Origin of the sequence: Streptomyces sp. NPDC086023 (assembly GCF_044540325.1) — a bacterium.
Classification (GTDB): Bacteria; Actinomycetota; Actinomycetes; order Streptomycetales; family Streptomycetaceae; genus Streptomyces.
This window is the reverse complement of record NZ_JBITRX010000026.1, coordinates 50,718-66,929: the sequence shown is the minus strand read 5'-3', so window position 1 is coordinate 66,929 and position 16,212 is coordinate 50,718. Positions and strand designations below refer to the sequence as shown.

Sequence of the window (16,212 nt, the reverse complement as noted above, 5' to 3'; positions counted from 1 at the left end):
CCCGGGCCACCGGCGATAATCGGGCACGTTCATCGAACGTTTATCGCCGGGCGTCATGCTTCTTTCCAACGGTCCGTCGCGTCGGGGGGCAGGCGGACCACCAGGAGTGGTTCACCGCTAGGGTGAACGACCCTGGAACGCCCGTCCGGTGGTTCGCGGGGGAATCCCCGGGCGGGCGTTTCCCACCAGTTGATTTCAGGGAGTTGAAGATGAGCGACGCCAAGAAGCCCGTGATCGGCACCAGCACCGACGCCGGCACCATCAAGCCGATGGAGAACCACGCGGGCCTCGTCGGCGCCGACGCCCTGATCACGGACCCGGCCGCCAAGCCGATCCTGACGCCGGTGCCGGACCCGGCGGCCGAGAGCCTGCCCGAGGAGACGACGCCGCTGGAGAACCACGCCGGCAGCGTCCAGGACGACATCTTCAAGCCCGCGGAGAACCACGCGGGCTGACCCACCGGCCGCCGAGCCCCGCGGGACTCGGAGGATCACGGGGGACCACGGGGGACACGGGGGGTCCGCGCGGATCACGGGGGAACCGCGCGGACGTACGTACGGGGGAACCACGGGGGCCACGGGGGAAACGGGGGACCCACGAGGGGAATACGGGGGGAATACGGGGGGGGACGGTCGCGGTGGCCCGGAGGGGGAGCCACCGCGACCGCCGCCGTTTCGGCACGTCCGGGACCGGCGGCGGGTGATTAGGCTGGCGGTGTGTTCACCACCGAGGGACCCAGTCTGCGCGAGCTCACCGTCCAAGCGCTCTCGTCCGTGGAGCGCGGCTACGACCTGCTCGCCCCGAAGTTCGACCACACCCCCTTCCGCACGCCGGACCGCATGCTCGACGCGGTCGCCGAGGCGCTGAGCCTGCTCGCCCCCTTCGACGCGGGCCTGGACGTCTGCTGCGGCACCGGCGCCGGCATCGGCGTGCTGCGGCAGCTCTGCCGGGAGCGGGTGACCGGCGTGGACCTGAGCGCCGGGATGCTGGCCGGGGCGCGGGCCGCGCACGCCGGCGCGGTGTCGCCCGCGGTGGACTTCGTACGGGCCGACGCCCGCGCGCTGCCCTTCGCCGGCGCGTACGACCTGGCCGTCTCCTTCGGTGCCTTCGGGCACTTCCTGCCCGGCGAGCGCCCCGCGCTCTTCGAGGGCGTGCACCGGGCGCTGCGCCCCGGCGGGGTGTTCGCCTTCCCGATCGGGGCGCCGCTGCCGCTGTCCTCGGCGGGGTACTGGGCCATGCTCGGCTTCGACGCGGCGATGCGGGTGCGCAACGCCGTGTGGCGGCCGCCGTTCGTGATGTACTACCGGACCTTCCCGCTCGGGGGCGTGCGCGAGGACCTGGTGCGGGCCGGGTTCGGCGTGGAGCTGCTGCCGCTGGAGCACTTCGGCCGCCGCCCGGACGGCAGCCCGCACTGGCGGCTGCTGGTGGCCCGCAAGGCGGGGTGACGCGGGCCGCCCGGAGGGGCCCGGCCCCGGATCACCCCGGCCCCGGTGGCTCAGGCAGTCCGCGTGCGGAGTTCCGTCTTCAGGACCTTGCCGCCGGCGTTGCGCGGCAGTTCGGCGACGAACTCCACGGTTCTGGGCACCTTGTAGTTGGCCATCTCCCGGCGGGACCAGGCGATCAGGTCGTCGGCGGTGAGGGTGGAGCCGGGGCGGCGTACGGCGTAGGCCTTGCCGACCTCGCCCAGGCGCGCGTCCGGTACGCCGACGACGGCCACGTCCGCGATATCCGGGTGCAGGCCCAGGAGTTGCTCGATCTCGGCCGGGTACGCGTTGAACCCGCCGACGATGAACATGTCCTTGATCCGGTCGGTGATGCGGAGGTTTCCGTCGGCGTCCAGCACGCCGACGTCCCCGGTGCACAGCCAGCCGTCCGGCGTGACGGCCTTCGCGGTCCCGTCCGGGTCCTCGAAGTAGCCGCCCATGACGTTGTGCCCGCGCACCCGGATCTCGCCGGGGCTGCCCGGCTCCAGCGGGGAGCCGTCCGCGGCGACCACCCGTACCTCGGTGTCCGGGATGGCCCGGCCCGAGGTGGCCGAGATGACCTCCGCCGGGTCGCCCTGCCGGCACATGGTGACGATGCCGCTGGCCTCGGAGAGTCCGTACGCGGTGAGCACGGTCGCGATGCGCAGCTCGGCCCGCAGCCGCTCGACCAGCTGGAGCGGGACGACGGCGGCGCCGGTGACGACCAACCGGAGCGCGGACAGGTCGTGGCTGTCGCGCGCGGGGTGGTCGAGCAGGGACTGGAGCAGGGTGGGCGGGCCGGGGAGCACGGAGATCCGCTCGGCGGCGACGTTGGCGAGGACGGTGTCGACGTTGAAGACCGGCTGGGGGACCATCGTGGCTCCGCGCATCAGGCAGGCGATGATCCCCGCCTTGTAGCCGAAGGTGTGGAAGAAGGGGTTCACGATCAGGTAGCGGTCGCCCTCCCGCAGCCCGGCCAGCTCGCTCCAGACCTGGTAGCAGCGGAGCGACTGGGCGTGGGTGATGACGGCGCCCTTGGGCCGGCCGGTGGTGCCCGAGGTGAAGATGATGTCGGAAGGGGCGTCGGAGCGTACGGCGGCGGCCCGCTCGCGCACGGCCGCGGCGGACACGGCGTCGCCGTCGGCGAGGAACTCCTTCCAGGTGCGGAAGGAAGGCGGCGCGTCCTCGGCGAGCACGACCACGTCCTCCAGGTGCGGCAGGCCGGGGAGGGGCCCGGTGCCGGTGCCCTCGGCGGCCGCGCGGCGCAGCGAGGCGACGTACGAAGTGCCGAGGAAGGTGCCGGTGACGAAGAGCAGCCGCGCCCGGCTGCGCTCCAGCACGTAGGCGGCCTCGGCGCCCTTGAAGCGGGTGTTGAGCGGGACGAGCACGGCCCCGGCCGAGACCGCGCCGAGGGCGGAGACGATCCACTCCAGGGTGTTGGGGGCCCAGACCGCGACCCGGTCCCCCGGCTCGACGCCCGAGGCCAGGCAGGCCGCGGCGGCGCGCTCGACGCGCTCGCCGAGTTCGGCGTACGAGATGCGGGTGCGGCCGTCGACCACGGCCTCGCGGTCCGCGAACCGCACGGCCGCGTCGCGCACCAGCCCCGGAATGCCGACCCAGCGCAGATCCCCGCGTTCTTCCCGGTCCATCAAGGCCTCCCCGCCGCCGGACCGCCGGCCCGGCACCCAGTAGCTGACTATCCGTCAGATTAGCTGTACCCTTCCCGGCTGTCAGCAGTGGAGTACGCGGAGGTGGCGATGGCGGCAACCCTGAAGGACGCTACGGCGATAGTCGGGATCGGCCAGACCGCCTTCGCGAAACGACTCCCCCAGACCGAGAAGGAACTGGCCTGCCGCGCCATCCTCGCGGCCCTCGACGACGCCGGGATCGCACCGTCCGAGGTGGACGGCTTCGCCTCGTACACGATGGAGGAGACCGACGAGGTCGAGGTCGCCAAGGCGATCGGCGCCGGCGACGTCACCTTCTTCTCCAAGGTCGGCTACGGCGGCGGCGGTTCCTGCGCCACCGTCGGCCACCTCGCGAGCGCCGTCGCCACCGGCCAGGCCACCGTCGGCGTCGCCTGGCGCTCCCGCAAGCGCGGCTCGGGCCCCAGACCCTGGAAGAACACCGCCGTCCAGCTGCCCACCCCCGGCCAGTGGACCCGTCCCTTCGGGCTGCTCCGCCCCGCGGACGAGATCGGCATGCTGGCCCGCCGCTACATGCACGAGTACGGCGCCACCCGCGACCACCTCTTCAACGTCGCCCTGGCCTGCCGCAACCGCGCCAACCAGAACCCCGCCGCGATGATGTACGAGCGCCCGCTGACCCGGGAGATGTACATGACCGCCCGGTGGATCAGCGACCCGCTCTGCCTCTTCGACAACTGCCTGGAGACCGACGGCGCCCTCGCGTGCGTGATCGTCTCCGCCGAGCGGGCCCGCGACTGCCGGCAGAAGCCGGTGTACGTCCACTCCGTCGCCCAGGGCCTGCCCGCCCAGCACCACGGCATGGTCAACTACTGGAACGACGACCCCCTCTCGGGCCCCGCCTGGACCGCCGCCCGGCACCTGTGGAAGCAGGCCGACTTCGGCCCCCAGGACGTGGACGTCGCCCAGATCTACGACGCCTTCACCCCCCTGATCCCGCTCTCCCTGGAGGGCTACGGCTTCTGCGGGCGCGGCGAGGGCGCCGCCTTCACCGAGGGCGGCGCCCTGGAGATCGGCGGCCGGCTGCCGATCAACACCGGCGGGGGCGGCCTCTCGGAGGCCTACGTGCACGGCTTCAACCTGATCAACGAGGGCGTCAAGCAGCTGCGCGGCACCTCCACCGCCCAGGTCCCGGACGCGGCCACCTGCCTGGTGACCGCCGGCGAGGGCGTCCCCACCTCCGCGATCCTGCTGCGCGCCTGAGCCGCGCGCCCGAGAGGAGCCGAACGATGACCGCGAACGGAACGACGGCCACGGAGCAGGCCGTCACAGGCGCCGAGGAGGGGCTGCTGCTGCCCGTCCCCGACGAGGACGGCGCGCCCTTCTGGGAATACGCGGCCCGCGGCGAACTGCGGGTGCAGGCCTGCACCGCCTGCGGCCGGCTGCGCTTCCCGCCCCGCCCCTGCTGCCCGCACTGCCAGTCCTTCGACAGCGAGTGGCGGCCGATGAGCGGGCGGGGGCGGATCTGGTCGTACGTGTTCCCCCACCCGCCGCTGCTGCCCGCGTACGCCGCCCAGGCCCCGTACAACGTGGTCCTGGTGGAGCTGGCCGAGGCGCCGCACATCCGCCTCGCCGGGAACCTGGTGAGCGCGCCGGACGCACCGCTGGACTCCGTCGACCCGGCACGGCTGCGCATCGGCGCCAGGGTGCAGGTCGCCTTCGCCGAGGTGGGCGGCGTGACCGTGCCGCGCTGGCTGCTGGAGCGCCAGTGAGCGGGGGGCCGGGCGGGGGCCTGAAGGTCGACCGGGACAAGGACACCGGCGTCGCCGTGGTCACCCTGTCCCGGCCCGAGCGGCACAACGCCGTCGACCTCGCCACGGCGGCCGAACTGACCGCTACCTGGCAGGAGTTCCGCTTCGACCCGTCGGTACGGGCCGTGGTCGTGACCGGCGCCGGGCGGGCCGCCTTCTGCACCGGCATCGACCGGTCCGCGGACGTGCCGCAGCCCAGCTCCCCGTACGCGATCGAGGACCCGATGATCGCGATCGGACCGAAGGCCAACGGCCTGTGGACGCCGGTGATCGCCGCCGTCAACGGGATGGCCTGCGGCGGTGCCTTCTACCTGCTCGGCGAGGCGGAGTTCCTGGTGGCCTCCACCGAGGCCACCTTCTTCGACCCGCACACGACGTACGGCATGGTCAGCGCCTACGAGGCCGTCTACATGGCCCAGCGGATGCCGTTCGGCGAGGTGGCCCGGATGTCGCTGATGGGCACAGCCGAGCGGCTCTCGGCCCGGCGCGCGTACGAAATCGGGCTGGTCTCGGAGCTGACCGAGCCCGGCGAGGAGCTGGCCGCCGCCGTCCGCTGCGCACAGACGCTGGCCGGCTACCCGGCGGAGGCCGTCCAGGGCACCGTACGAGCGGTCTGGTCGGCGAAGGAGGCGGCCAGGGCGCAGGCCCTGGCCCACGCCCCGCACCTGATCACGCTGGGGAACCTGGCGCCGGAGCGGCAGGCGGAGCTGTTCAGCTCGCGGAAGGCGACGGGCCCGGGGCCGGGCTTCCGGACGCGGTGACCTCGCTGACCCCGTCGACCTCGCACTTCTTGACGTCGGCGGCCTTGCGGGGCTTGGTCATGGGCACCTCGACCTCCTTGGTGGCGTGGGCTCCGAGGGTGACCGTGACGGTCCGCTCGTCGATCTCCGTCGAGGTGGCGCCGCCGAGGAAGTCCACCTCGACCTCCACGGTGACCGGCCGGCCGATGTTGCTGGTCACCTGGACGAGCGCCGAGGTGCGGGGCTTGGAGCCGGCCTTGGACTTGGACTTCCGGGTGCCGGCGGTCTTGTCCGGGCCCGCGCACTCCCAGATCACGACGGAGACGGGCTCCCGGGTGCCGCCGGCGGTGGCGGTGGCACCGCTGCCGTTGCCGGAGTCCTCCTGGTAGTCGCCGTCGCTGTGCGTGCCGTTGCGCTTCTTGGAGCTGGAGCAGCCGCCGCCGGAGTCGGAGTCCGAGCCGGAGCGGGACTTGCTCTTGCCGCCCGACGAGCCGTGGCCGTGCCCGGTGGCGAAACCGGTCAGCGACAGGACGACGACGGTCAGCACGGACGCGAACTTGATACGACGGCGCAGCACGTGCGCTCCCTCCCCGGAATGACGGCGCGCCACGCTACCAGGGGCGCCCGCGGCCCAGGCCCGCCGGGGCGCGGGGCGCGGGCGCGGCGGTTCAGGGGCGCGGGCGCGGGGATGCGCGGGCGGCGCGAGGGGGTGCGGGGGCCGGGGTGCGGTGGGCCGGGGTTCCAGGGGTGCCGGGGCCGGGGTGCGGTGGGCCGGGGCCGGGCGTAGCGTCGGGAGCGAGAGCCCGACTCAGGAGGCCTGAGCATGATCCGCAATCTCCTCGGCGGCCTGATGGGCCTCATCGGAGCGACGGCCGCCGTCTGGAGCCCCTTCCGTGCCTGGTACGACGGCCGTCACGGCAGCGACTACCGCATCGAGGAGCTCTTCTCCGGCTCCGGGATCACGCCCGATGGCGCCGCGCTCCTCGCCTCCCTCTTCCTGCCGTTCCTCGTGGCCGCGATCCTCGCCCTGGTCGCGGCCCTCCTGCGGTCCCGGGTGCTGATGGCCGTTGCGGGCGTGCTGGTACTGGGCGTCACCGTGCTGTGGATGGTCCGGCAGGGCCAGGCTGCGGGGGCACTGACGGTGGGCGGCGACGCGGGCGGTCTGGGCGACGGAGTGGCGAACGCGTTCGGGGGCGGCGTGCTGATGCTGCTGGGCGCGGTGGTCATGAGCGGCCGGCGTCGTGCGCCGCGGCGCCCGCTCCCGGCCCACGAACCGTCCGCCCCGTCCCCGGCCCACCAGTGGGCTCCGCGGGGTGGGGAGGCGGGTTCCGGTGCCGGGGTGGGTACGGGCGCCGGGGCGGCGGGCCCGGACGCCGATGCGACCCGGGAGTACCAGGGGCCGGATTCCGCGGGCGCCGCTCGGCAGCCGGGGCCGGGGGCGACGCGGGAGTACCCGGGGCCGGATTCCGCGGGCGCCGCTCGGCAGCCGGGGCCGGGGGCGACGCGGGAGTACCCGCAGCCGGCCTCTCCGGATGACGGTCACGGACCGGTACTGGGCTCCCCCCTGCACGAGCAGGACCCGGCCCCGAACGGCCCGGACCACGGCCCCCCGCTGGGCCCCCCGCTGAACAAGGACTGACCGCCGGCCGAGCCGCATAGGCCGAGGCCGCCTCCCGGGCCCTTCCCTGCGGGGCAGTCCCCTACCCGCCCTTTCTCCGTTTCCCGGGGCTCCGCCCCGGACCCTTCGGGATGGGGGTCCCCCCGGACGAAGTCTGGGGGAGGGCGGGGTGGGGAAACGGCTCCGCGCAGCGGCAACGGCCCGCACCACCACGGACCCGCACCCGGCACGCACGGCGCCCCCGGCAAGCAACGGCACCCGGCACGGGACCGGCACGGGACCGGTACCGCCGCCGGGGCGGTCAGGCGGTGCGGGTGCCCGTACCCTTCGCCGCGTCGAGGGCGTACACGCAGCGGTCCTTGCTGCACGCGTAGACCACGCCCGCCTTGGCCACCGGCGACCCGGTGATCTCGCCGCCCGTGGCGAGCTTCCAGCGCAGCTGGCCACCCGCCGCGTCCAGCGTGTACAGGCAGTGGTCGGCGGAGCCGAAGTGCACCCGGCCCTCCGCCACGGCAGGGGCGCCGGTGATCTCGCCGCCCGCGGCGAACCGCCACTTCGGGGTGCCGGTCACCGCGTCCAGCGTGTACAGCGCGCTGCCCGCCCCCAGGTGGATGCTGCCGTCCGCCACGATCACCGGCTCGGCGGACTGCCGCGGCTCGGTGGCGATGCGCCAGCGGTCCTTGCCGGTGGTGGCGTCGAGCGCGTACACCGTGCCGAGGTAGTCCACCAGGTACACACCGCCGCCGGTCACCGCCGGCCCCGGCGCGAACGCCGGCGGGGCCAGGAAGACCGCGGGCGCCTCGAAGTGCCACCGCACCCGGCCGGAGGCCACGTCGATGCCCAGCACGCGGGTGCCGGCCGCCACGTACACGTAGCCGTCGGCCGCCGGGGTGACCCGGACCGGGACGTTCCCGCAGGAGGCCGCGTCGCCGATCGGGTACGACCACCGCTCGGTGCCGGTGCGCGCGTCCAGGGCGCGCAGCCGCGCGTCCTGCCAGACGTACACCGTGCCGTCGTGCACCACCGGACCGGCCTCGGGGGTCTCGAAGTCGGTCTGGCCGCCCGTGACCTCCCACAGCTTGCGGCCGTTCGCCGCCTCCCAGGCCTGTACGCCGCCGCCGCGCGTGGCGGTGACGACGGTGCCCCGGTCGGCCTTCAGCGCGTACACCCACGCGTCCGTGCCCAGCCGCCACCGCTCGGAGCCGTCCTGCGCGTCCAGCGCGTACAGCGTCGGGCCGTCGGAGGCGTGGATGCGGCCGTCCGCGACCTGCATGGCCCAGGCCACGTCCCGTGTCTTGAACTGACGCCGGCCGCTGGCCACGTCCAGCGCGTGCACCTCGAAGGAGGTCACGTACAGCAGGTCGCCGTCGACGGCCGGGGTGCCCCAGACCTCGTTCGACATCCGGAACCGCCAGGGCCGCCAGCGCCCGCTGTCCGGTGCCGCCGCGGGCCGCGGCACGGCGGCCGCGGCGGACGGTCCGGTGGCGTTCGACGGAGCGGGCGGCGCGGCCACGCCGCCGGGCGGCCGGATCCAGCCGGTGGCCGCGCCGGCCTCGGCAACGGCCGCGGCCGAGCCGCGGGACACCCGCGGGCCGGGCCCGATCGGTACGGGCGCGCCGGCCAGCCGTACGGGTTCACCGGACGCCACGGAGGCCCCGGAGGACCCCACGGGCGCGTGCTGCGGCATCGGCGGGGCGACGGCCGGACCGGTACGCGGGTCGGCCCACTCCCTGACGGGTGCGTGCCCGGGCTCCCGGCCCGGCGGCACGGCCCGGTCCCGGCGGTGCGTGGCCGGCCCGGAGGCCGGACCGGACCCGTGGCCACCGACGCCGTGGCCGCCGGCCCCGCGCCCGCCCGCGCCGCCGCCCGGCGTGGTCGTCGTACGCCCGGAGGCCCCGGCGCGGCGCTGCTCGATCAGCTCCACGGCGCGCCCCGGCAGCCAGGCCGAGGCCGTGCCGCTGTCGTCGCCCGCGGCGAAGAGGTGCGGCGCGAGCTGAGCCTGGAGGTCGGCGGGGGTGGGCCGCTGCGTGGCGTCCATCTGCATGCAGGACTCGATGAGCGGCCGCAGCTCCTCCGGCAGCCCCTCCAGGTTCGGGCCCTCGCGCAGCAGCATGAAGACCGTCTCCACGGGGTTGGCGCCGTGGTACGGGGGGTGGCCGGTGGCCGCGAAGACGAGCGTGGAGCCGAGGGAGAAGACGTCGCTGGCGCCCTTGACGCTGCGGGAGTCCTTCGCCTGCTCGGGCGACATGTAGGCGGGGGTGCCGACGGCGACGTTCGTCATGGTCAGCCGGGTGTTGGAGACACCGCTGGCGATGCCGAAGTCGATGACGCGGGGGCCGTCCTCGACGACGAGCACGTTGGACGGCTTCAGGTCGCGGTGGACCAGGCCCGCCCCGTGGATGGACTGGAGCGCCTCGGCGATGCCGGCCGCCAGCCAGCGCACCGCCTGCGCGGGCATCGGCCCGCACTCGTTGACGATCTCCTCCAGGGAGGGCGCCGGTACGTACGCGGTCGCCAGCCACGGCACGGCGGCCCGCGGGTCGGCGTCGACCACGGCGGCCGTGTAGAAGCCGCTGACGGCGCGCGCCGCCTCGACCTCCCGCGTGAACCGCACGCGGAACAGCTGGTCCTCCGCCAGCTCGGTCCGCACGGTCTTGATCGCCACGCGTCGGCCGGAGGCCGAGCGTGCCAGATAGACCAGACCCATGCCGCCCGCGCCGAGCCGGCCCAGCACCTCGAACGGGCCGATCCGTCTCGGGTCGTGCTGCGTCAGCTGCTCCACTCGTCTGCCACCTCCCCGTACGGGCCGTTCTCAGGACCCGCTTCCTACAGCACGGTGCAGCGTCTCACCGCAGCGTCCCAGCGTCTCACCACGGGGTGACACCCGGTGGTGCGCACCCTGATTCTGTCTGGCCCGGGCCCGATGGGCGAACCCAGGGGCGGATCGGGGTGTCTTACCGCGATCCGGACACGTCGGGCGTCCCACCCGCTCGCCTGCCGGGCGTTCTGCCTGGTCACACGCCGAATGCTGCGCCTGCTGCCCCGTTTCCTCCGGTCACGAAGTTTCGGAGAGCATGGCGAAGGCCGCCCCTTGATTGTCCGCGACGACCGCGATCCTCCCGTAGGGGGTGTCGAAGGGATCGGCGGTGACGCGTCCGCCCAGCCGCTGGACGGTGCCCACCGAAGTGTCGCAGTCCTGGACGGAGAAGTACGTGAGGAAATGCGCGGGCATCGCGGCCGGGAAGGCCTCGGTGATCACGCTGCGGCCCATCACGGCCGTGTCGGGGCCGGGCTCGCTGCCCGGCGGGGACCAGGTGCGGTACTCGACTCCCGCGTCGTCCCGGTCCTCGGGGACGTAGCCGAAGACCCGGGCGTAGAAGACGTCCACCGCGTCGCGCTCACGGGTGTAGAGCTCGGCCCAGCAGAAGGAGAAGGGCTCGTTCTGCCGCTCGAAGCCGTGGTGGGTGCCGGGCTGCCAGAGGCCGAAGACGGCGCCGCCGGGGTCGGCGGCCATGGCGATGCTCCCGTAGGGGCCGACCGGCATCGGGGGCATGATCACCTGGCCGCCGGCGTCCGTGATCCGGGCGGCGGTGGCGCGGGCGTCGCGGGCGGAGAGGTAGACGTTCCACACGGTGGGCATGCGGCCGTCGGGCTTGGGGGCGAGTGCGGCGACGTTCCGGCCCTCGCTGAAGGCCTGGGTGTAGCCGCCGTACTCCGGACCTGCGCTCTCGCCGAAGGTCCACTCGAAGAGCTCACCGTAGAACCGCTTGCCCGCCTCTACGTCCGGGAGCGAGGCATCCACCCAGCAGGGCGTGCCCTCCGTGAATGCGGCCATGGCCCCGTCCCTTCCTTGCGCGCGGTGCGCGGCGCCGCGGTGCGTGCTGTGAACGCGGTACGTGCTGTCAAGCTAATGGGCTCCCGGCGGTCACGCAGCGAGAGGAATCGAACACCGTAGGCGGTGTGGCGGGCGGCCGGACGGGGTCCGGGCTTGGGGCGCCGGGGGTCCGGGGGTGTCGGGGGGCTTGTCCACCGAAGTTGTCCACAGGCTGTTGATAAGACTATTCGGGGGACGGGGTGGGTGGGGAGGGGTTTCGGGGACGGGCTTGGGTGAGGGGGCGGGGCGGGGGTGGGCTGGGGGGTGGGGAAGGGCGCGGGGAGGCGCTCGGGGTGGGGGTGGGACTCGGAGAGGGGCGCGGAGTGAGCCTCGGAGCGGCGGGTGCGGGGGTACGGGCCGCCGCCGCGGGGGCGCCGGAAACCGCGCTGCGGAGGTACCCCGAACCGGGCGGAAACCGGGCACGCAGGGCCCGTAACCCCATTTGCAGGCGGCCGAATCGCGCGCCGATCACCCCTCGGTAAGCTGACGGCATGACAGGACAAGTACGCACCGTCGACGGCCGCGTGGCCGGTCGGCGCGGTCAGGCGACGCGGCAGAAGCTGCTCGACTGCCTCAGCGAGATGCTCAGCTCCTCGCCATACCGCGACGTCAAGGTCATCGACGTCGCACGCAAGGCCGGGACCTCGCCCGCGACCTTCTACCAGTACTTCCCCGACGTCGAGGGGGCGGTTCTGGAGATCGCGGAGCAAATGGCCACCGAGGGAGCGCAGTTGACCGCGCTCGTCGAGGGCCGCGCCTGGGTCGGCAAGGCCGCCTGGCAGACCTCCGAGGAACTCGTCGAGGGCTTCCTCGACTTCTGGCGCAAGAACGACGCCATCCTCCGCGTGGTCGACCTCGGTGCCGCCGAGGGCGACAAGCGCTTCTACAAGATCCGCATGAAGATCCTGAACTCCGTCACCAACTCCCTGACGGAGTCCATGAAGGAGCTCCAGGCCAAGGGCAAGGTCGACAAGGACGTCAGCCCCGCCGCCATGGCCGGCTCGCTGGTCGCCATGCTCGCCGCGGTGGCATCGCACCAGAAGGGCTTCCAGACCTGGGGCGTCAAGCAGGCCGAGCTGCGGCCGAACCTGGCGCTCCTGGTGCACTTGGGCATCACGGGCAAGAAGCCGACCAAGTAGGGCCGGCCGGCCGGAGGGGCTCCCGGGAGAGGGCCCCCGGCCGGCGCCGGACACCGGCACATCCTGTCTGCGCGGCGGCGGACCACCAGGGGGTCCGCCGCCGTGGTGCGTACGGGGCGCGCTGGTGGCGCGGCCCGGGCTGCCGGCGCGGGGTGCGGCGGGCGCCGCATCGCGTGCGGGTGCCGGCTGCGACGCCGCCCTCGGGCGGGGTGCGCGGAGGCCGCGGCGCGTGCCGCTCCGGTCAGCGCCGTTCCAGGCGGAAGAGCCGGATCTCCCGCTCGATCCTGGCCTGGTACGTCGCGTACGGCGGCCAGAACCTCAGCACCGCCTGCCACGCCTCCGCCCGCTCCTCGCCCGCCAGCAGCCGGGCGCGCACCGCGATGTCCTGACCGCGCCAACTCACCTCCGCGTCAGGGTGCTTGAGGAGGTTGGCGGTCCAGGCGGGATGCCCCGGACGGCCGAAGTTCGAGCCGATCAGGATCCAGGTGCCGGCCGCCTCCTCCGGCATGCACGCGAGCGGCGTGGTGCGCGGCTGCCCGGACTTGGCGCCCTTGGCGGTGAGGATCACCCCGGGCAGCATCTGGGCGCTGAGCATCACCTTGCCGCGGGTGAGCCGGTGGACGGCGCGGTCCATGGCGGGGATGAAGTGCGGGGCGATCTTCGCGAACGTACGGGTCGAGGAGACCTTCTGCATCAGGCGGACACCGGGAGGCATCAGACGGCCACCCTCTCTTCTGTCGTGGCGGGGGTTCCGGGGGTGGTGCCGGTGGGGGTTCCGGGGGCGGTGTTAGAGGGGGTTCCGGGGGCGGTGCCGGAGGGAGTGCCGGGGGCGGCTCCCGTGGTGGTTCCGGCAGGGGTGAACAGGCCGGCGCGCTGTGCGGCGTACCCGCGCAGCCGGTGGACGGGGCCGAAGAGCAGCTCGTCGGCCGCGGCCCGCTTGAAATACAGGTGCGCGTCGTGCTCCCAGGTGAAGCCGATGCCGCCGTGCAGCTGGACGGCCTCCGCGGCCGCGGTGCGCAGCGCCTCGATCGCCTGGGCGAGGGCCAGGCCGCCCTGCCCCGGGTCCCAGGCGGCGAAGTACGCGGCCGAGCGGGCGGCCTGGAGCTGTACGTACACGTCGGCGAGCCGGTGTTTGACCGCCTGGAAGGAGCCGACGGGCCGGCCGAACTGCTCGCGCGCCTGCACGTACTCGACGGTCCTGGCCAGTGCCTGCGCGGCGGCGCCGGCCGCCTCCGCGGCCAGCACGGCCGCGGCGCCGAGCCCTGCCGCGGCGAGCGCGGCGCAGATCTCCGCCTGATCGTCCGAGCCCAGCAACTCGGCAGGGGCGTCGCGGAGTTGTACGCGGCCCTGCGGGCGGGTCTCGTCCAGCACGGTCTGCCTGGCCCGCACCAGGCCAGGCGCGTCCGCCCGTACCAGGAACAGCTGCGCCCGGCTGCGGGCGAAGCCGCCCGTGTGCGCGGCCACGACCAGCAGCTCCGCACTGTGCCCGTCGAGCACCTGGGCGGCCTCGCCGTAGAGCAGCCAGCCGCCGGCCTCCATGTCCACCCGCGCCTGGACACCGCCGGCGCGGCCGCCGCCGGCCCAGCCGTCGGGGGTGTTGTCGCAGGTCAGGGCGAGGGCTGTGGAGAGTGCGGCGCCCGGCACCACGAGGGTGGCGGTCAGCTCCCCGCCCGCGATGCGGGGCAGCAGCTCCGCCTGCTGGGCGGGGGTACCGAGGGCCGCGATCAGGGGGGCGGCGAGCACGGAGGTGGCCAGCAGCGGCGAGGGGGTCAGCGCGCGGCCGGTCTCCTCGCAGGCGAGGGCGAGGTCGGCGAGGGTGCAGCCGACGCCGCCCCGGTCCTCGGGGAGGGCGAGACCCGGCAGGCCGAGCTGCCGGGCGAGCTGCTGCCACAGCTCGCGGTCGTATCCGGCTGGGGTGCGTACGGCGGCCTTGACCTCGTCGGGTCCGCTGCGCTTGCCCAGCAGCTCCCTCAAGGTCCGGCGGATCTCGTCCTGTTCCGCGGTGAAGGCGGCATCCATCGGCGGGCTCCTCCCCGTATCTGACGGTGCGTCATATTAGGGCGGGCGGACGCGGATGCACAGAGTGCGGGGCGGTCGGACTCCTGCCGCGGGAGTCAGCATCTGATGTACCGTCAGATACATGTCGCCCACACCACCACCCGCCCCGTCGCTCGCCCCGTCGCCCACTCCGCTCTCAGGGCCGCAGGCACCCGGCCGACGCCGCAGGGTCGCCGTCGTCGGCGTCGCGCTCTCCGACTGCGGCCGGGTCGACGAGGCCACCCCGTACGCCCTGCACGCGCAGGCGGCCCGCCGCGCCCTGGCCGACTCCGGGCTCGACCGCTCGGTCATCGACGGCTTCGCCTCGGCCGGGCTGGGCACCCTGGCGCCGGTCGAGGTCGCCGAGTACCTGGGCCTTCGGCCGACCTGGGTGGACTCCACCTCCGTCGGCGGCTCCACCTGGGAGGTCATGGCGGCCCACGCGGCGGACGCCATCGCGGCCGGGCAGGCCAACGCGGTCCTGCTGGTCTACGGCTCCACGGCCCGCGCCGACATCAAGGCCCGCCGCCGGACGTCGAACCTCTCCTTCGGGGCACGCGGCCCCTTGCAGTTCGAGGTCCCCTACGGGCACACCCTGGTCGCCAAGTACGCGATGGCCGCGCGCCGGCACATGCACGAGTACGGCACGACGCTGGAACAGCTCGCCTCGGTGGCCGTCCAGGCGCGGGCCAACGCCGCGACCAACCCGGACGCGATGTTCCGCACCCCGATCACCGTGGACGAGGTGCTGGGCGGCGACATGATCGCGGACCCGTTCACGAAGCTGCACTGCTGCATCCGCTCCGACGGCGGCTGCGCGGTACTGCTGGCGGCCGAGGACTACGTACCGGACACCGCGAAGGACCCGGTGTGGATCCTGGGCACGGGCACGTCCGTCTCCCACACCACGATGTCGGAGTGGGAGGACTTCACGGTCTCGCCGGCCGCCGTCTCGGGGCGGCTGGCCTTCGAACGGGCGGGGCTGCGCCCCGCGGACGTCGACGTCGCGCAGATCTACGACGCCTTCACGTACATGACGCTGGTGACGCTGGAGGACCTGGGCTTCTGCGCGAAGGGCGAGGGCGGCGCCTTCGTGGAGAAGGGCCGGCTGCTCCGGGACGGCGAACTGCCGGTCAACACCGACGGCGGCGGCCTGTCGGCCTGCCATCCGGGGATGCGGGGCCTGTTCCTGATCGTGGAGGCGGTCCGCCAGCTGCGGGGCGAGGCGGGCGAAGGCCAGGTCCGCAAGCCCGGCGGCCGCCTGCCGGAGGTGGCGGTCGCCTCGGGCACCGGGGGGTGGTTCTGCTCGTCGGGGACGGTGCTGCTGGGGAGGGGGTAGGGGGGCAGGGCGGGTGCGGGTGCGGGCACCTCGGACAGCGCCCGGCACTTCGGCGGGCCGGAGGGCACACTTTCGTGCACCCAGGACAGGAGAAGCCCGGGGGTATCCGCAGCGGGCCTCTCTCGGGATGGGTCCTGGAGCCACCCGCCACTTGAGGGTGTTTCCGGGGCGGGGCGGGCCGTCAAGGGCGCTCCGCTGCGCTCCGCGTCGCCTGCGGCGATTCCACTTCGTTCCACCCTTGACACCCCACCCCGCCCCGGGCGGACTACGAGTGGCGGGAGGCTCCAGGAGGGACGGTCAGGGGGGAGACCGACAGGCGAGCGGTGGCGATGGGGACATCCCCGGCGCCTCCGCCACCCGGCGGACGGGCGGGAGCCCGGAGTCGGCACCCGGGCCCGGGAGCTGGGCGGGCCCCCGCCCCACGGGGCGGACGCGTCCCCGTCCGTAGGCCCACCAGCGGATTAGCGACTTCCGGGCCGTCTGTGCCCCTTCATAAGCCGCCAACGATCGCTACGCGCTCCTCTATCTCGGCGGCCGCCGGGCCG

14 protein-coding genes are annotated in these 16,212 nt (G+C 74.3%); 8 read left to right on the top strand and 6 right to left on the bottom strand.

The window, feature by feature from the left end:
- Window positions 1–209 precede the first annotated feature (209 nt).
- A complete protein-coding gene (locus ACIF6F_RS33525; protein WP_399955934.1) occupies window positions 210–455 on the top strand; it encodes a hypothetical protein in 246 nt (81 codons plus the stop codon).
- A 261-nt stretch (window positions 456–716) separates the two neighbouring features.
- Entirely contained in the window at window positions 717–1,445 is a 729-nt protein-coding gene (locus ACIF6F_RS33520) for a class I SAM-dependent methyltransferase (protein WP_399955931.1), read from the top strand.
- Window positions 1,446–1,495: 50 nt separating this feature from the next.
- Here ACIF6F_RS33520 and ACIF6F_RS33515 read toward each other — a convergent pair whose 3' ends face one another.
- Entirely contained in the window at window positions 1,496–3,112 is a 1,617-nt protein-coding gene (locus ACIF6F_RS33515) for a FadD3 family acyl-CoA ligase (RefSeq protein ID WP_399955927.1), read from the bottom strand.
- 108 nt (window positions 3,113–3,220) lie between these two features.
- Here ACIF6F_RS33515 and ACIF6F_RS33510 point away from each other — a divergent pair, with 108 nt between their 5' ends.
- The 3 genes from ACIF6F_RS33510 to ACIF6F_RS33500 are packed head-to-tail and all read left to right on the top strand — an operon-like array spanning window position 3,221 to window position 5,681.
- Complete coding sequence (locus ACIF6F_RS33510; RefSeq protein WP_399955924.1) at window positions 3,221–4,372, top strand: lipid-transfer protein; 1,152 nt, start codon at window positions 3,221–3,223, stop codon at window positions 4,370–4,372.
- Window positions 4,373–4,398: 26 nt separating this feature from the next.
- The gene (locus ACIF6F_RS33505) at window positions 4,399–4,881 is read left to right on the top strand and encodes a Zn-ribbon domain-containing OB-fold protein (RefSeq protein ID WP_399955921.1); all 483 of its coding nucleotides are present in this window, start codon (window positions 4,399–4,401) and stop codon (window positions 4,879–4,881) included.
- A complete protein-coding gene (locus ACIF6F_RS33500) occupies window positions 4,878–5,681 on the top strand; it encodes an enoyl-CoA hydratase/isomerase family protein (RefSeq protein WP_399955919.1) in 804 nt (267 codons plus the stop codon). The genes ACIF6F_RS33505 and ACIF6F_RS33500 overlap by 4 nt, the downstream gene beginning before the upstream one ends.
- Here the strand turns inward: ACIF6F_RS33500 and ACIF6F_RS33495 are convergent.
- Window positions 5,632–6,237 (bottom strand): hypothetical protein, encoded by a 606-nt coding sequence (locus ACIF6F_RS33495; RefSeq protein WP_399955917.1) that lies wholly within the window; start codon window positions 6,235–6,237, stop codon window positions 5,632–5,634. The genes ACIF6F_RS33500 and ACIF6F_RS33495 overlap by 50 nt on opposite strands.
- Before the next feature lie 246 nt (window positions 6,238–6,483).
- Between ACIF6F_RS33495 and ACIF6F_RS33490 the strand changes: the two genes are divergently transcribed.
- On the top strand, window positions 6,484–7,299 hold the full coding sequence (locus ACIF6F_RS33490) for a hypothetical protein (protein ID WP_399955914.1): 816 nt from the start codon (window positions 6,484–6,486) through the stop codon (window positions 7,297–7,299).
- A gap of 280 nt (window positions 7,300–7,579) precedes the next feature.
- On the opposite strand, the gene ACIF6F_RS33485 is transcribed toward ACIF6F_RS33490, so the two are convergent.
- Both ACIF6F_RS33485 and ACIF6F_RS33480 read right to left on the bottom strand, forming a co-directional pair.
- Window positions 7,580–10,060 (bottom strand): PQQ-binding-like beta-propeller repeat protein, encoded by a 2,481-nt coding sequence (locus tag ACIF6F_RS33485; protein WP_399955911.1) that lies wholly within the window; start codon window positions 10,058–10,060, stop codon window positions 7,580–7,582.
- Window positions 10,061–10,333: 273 nt separating this feature from the next.
- Window positions 10,334–11,113, bottom strand: coding sequence for a VOC family protein (locus tag ACIF6F_RS33480; RefSeq protein ID WP_399955908.1), 780 nt, complete (start codon window positions 11,111–11,113; stop codon window positions 10,334–10,336).
- A 530-nt stretch (window positions 11,114–11,643) separates the two neighbouring features.
- Between ACIF6F_RS33480 and ACIF6F_RS33475 the strand changes: the two genes are divergently transcribed.
- Complete coding sequence (locus ACIF6F_RS33475; protein ID WP_399955904.1) at window positions 11,644–12,291, top strand: TetR family transcriptional regulator; 648 nt, start codon at window positions 11,644–11,646, stop codon at window positions 12,289–12,291.
- Window positions 12,292–12,532: 241 nt separating this feature from the next.
- Here the strand turns inward: ACIF6F_RS33475 and ACIF6F_RS33470 are convergent, their stop codons facing one another.
- Both ACIF6F_RS33470 and ACIF6F_RS33465 read right to left on the bottom strand, forming a co-directional pair.
- Window positions 12,533–13,006 carry a nitroreductase family deazaflavin-dependent oxidoreductase gene (locus tag ACIF6F_RS33470; protein WP_399955901.1) on the bottom strand — a complete coding sequence of 158 codons (474 nt, stop codon included), beginning with the start codon at window positions 13,004–13,006 and terminating at the stop codon, window positions 12,533–12,535.
- Window positions 13,006–14,310 (bottom strand): acyl-CoA dehydrogenase family protein, encoded by a 1,305-nt coding sequence (locus ACIF6F_RS33465; RefSeq protein WP_399955898.1) that lies wholly within the window; start codon window positions 14,308–14,310, stop codon window positions 13,006–13,008. Before ACIF6F_RS33465 ends, ACIF6F_RS33470 begins: the two co-directional genes overlap by 1 nt.
- Before the next feature lie 121 nt (window positions 14,311–14,431).
- Between ACIF6F_RS33465 and ACIF6F_RS33460 the strand changes: the two genes are divergently transcribed.
- A complete protein-coding gene (locus ACIF6F_RS33460) occupies window positions 14,432–15,667 on the top strand; it encodes a thiolase C-terminal domain-containing protein (RefSeq protein WP_399955895.1) in 1,236 nt (411 codons plus the stop codon).
- Window positions 15,668–16,212: the final 545 nt, after the last annotated feature.

Excerpts from the sequence above, each read along its gene's own strand:
- ACIF6F_RS33525 (WP_399955934.1), top strand. The coding sequence starts at position 210 with ATGAGCGACGCCAAGAAGCCCGTGATCGGCACCAGCACCGACGCCGGC.
- ACIF6F_RS33515 (WP_399955927.1), bottom strand. The coding sequence starts at position 3,112 with ATGGACCGGGAAGAACGCGGGGATCTGCGCTGGGTCGGCATTCCGGGG.
- ACIF6F_RS33510 (WP_399955924.1), top strand. The coding sequence starts at position 3,221 with ATGGCGGCAACCCTGAAGGACGCTACGGCGATAGTCGGGATCGGCCAG.
- ACIF6F_RS33505 (WP_399955921.1), top strand. The coding sequence starts at position 4,399 with ATGACCGCGAACGGAACGACGGCCACGGAGCAGGCCGTCACAGGCGCC.
- ACIF6F_RS33490 (WP_399955914.1), top strand. The coding sequence starts at position 6,484 with ATGATCCGCAATCTCCTCGGCGGCCTGATGGGCCTCATCGGAGCGACG.
- ACIF6F_RS33480 (WP_399955908.1), bottom strand. The coding sequence starts at position 11,113 with ATGGCCGCATTCACGGAGGGCACGCCCTGCTGGGTGGATGCCTCGCTC.
- ACIF6F_RS33475 (WP_399955904.1), top strand. The coding sequence starts at position 11,644 with ATGACAGGACAAGTACGCACCGTCGACGGCCGCGTGGCCGGTCGGCGC.
- ACIF6F_RS33470 (WP_399955901.1), bottom strand. The coding sequence starts at position 13,006 with ATGCCTCCCGGTGTCCGCCTGATGCAGAAGGTCTCCTCGACCCGTACG.
- ACIF6F_RS33465 (WP_399955898.1), bottom strand. The coding sequence starts at position 14,310 with ATGGATGCCGCCTTCACCGCGGAACAGGACGAGATCCGCCGGACCTTG.
- ACIF6F_RS33460 (WP_399955895.1), top strand. The coding sequence starts at position 14,432 with ATGTCGCCCACACCACCACCCGCCCCGTCGCTCGCCCCGTCGCCCACT.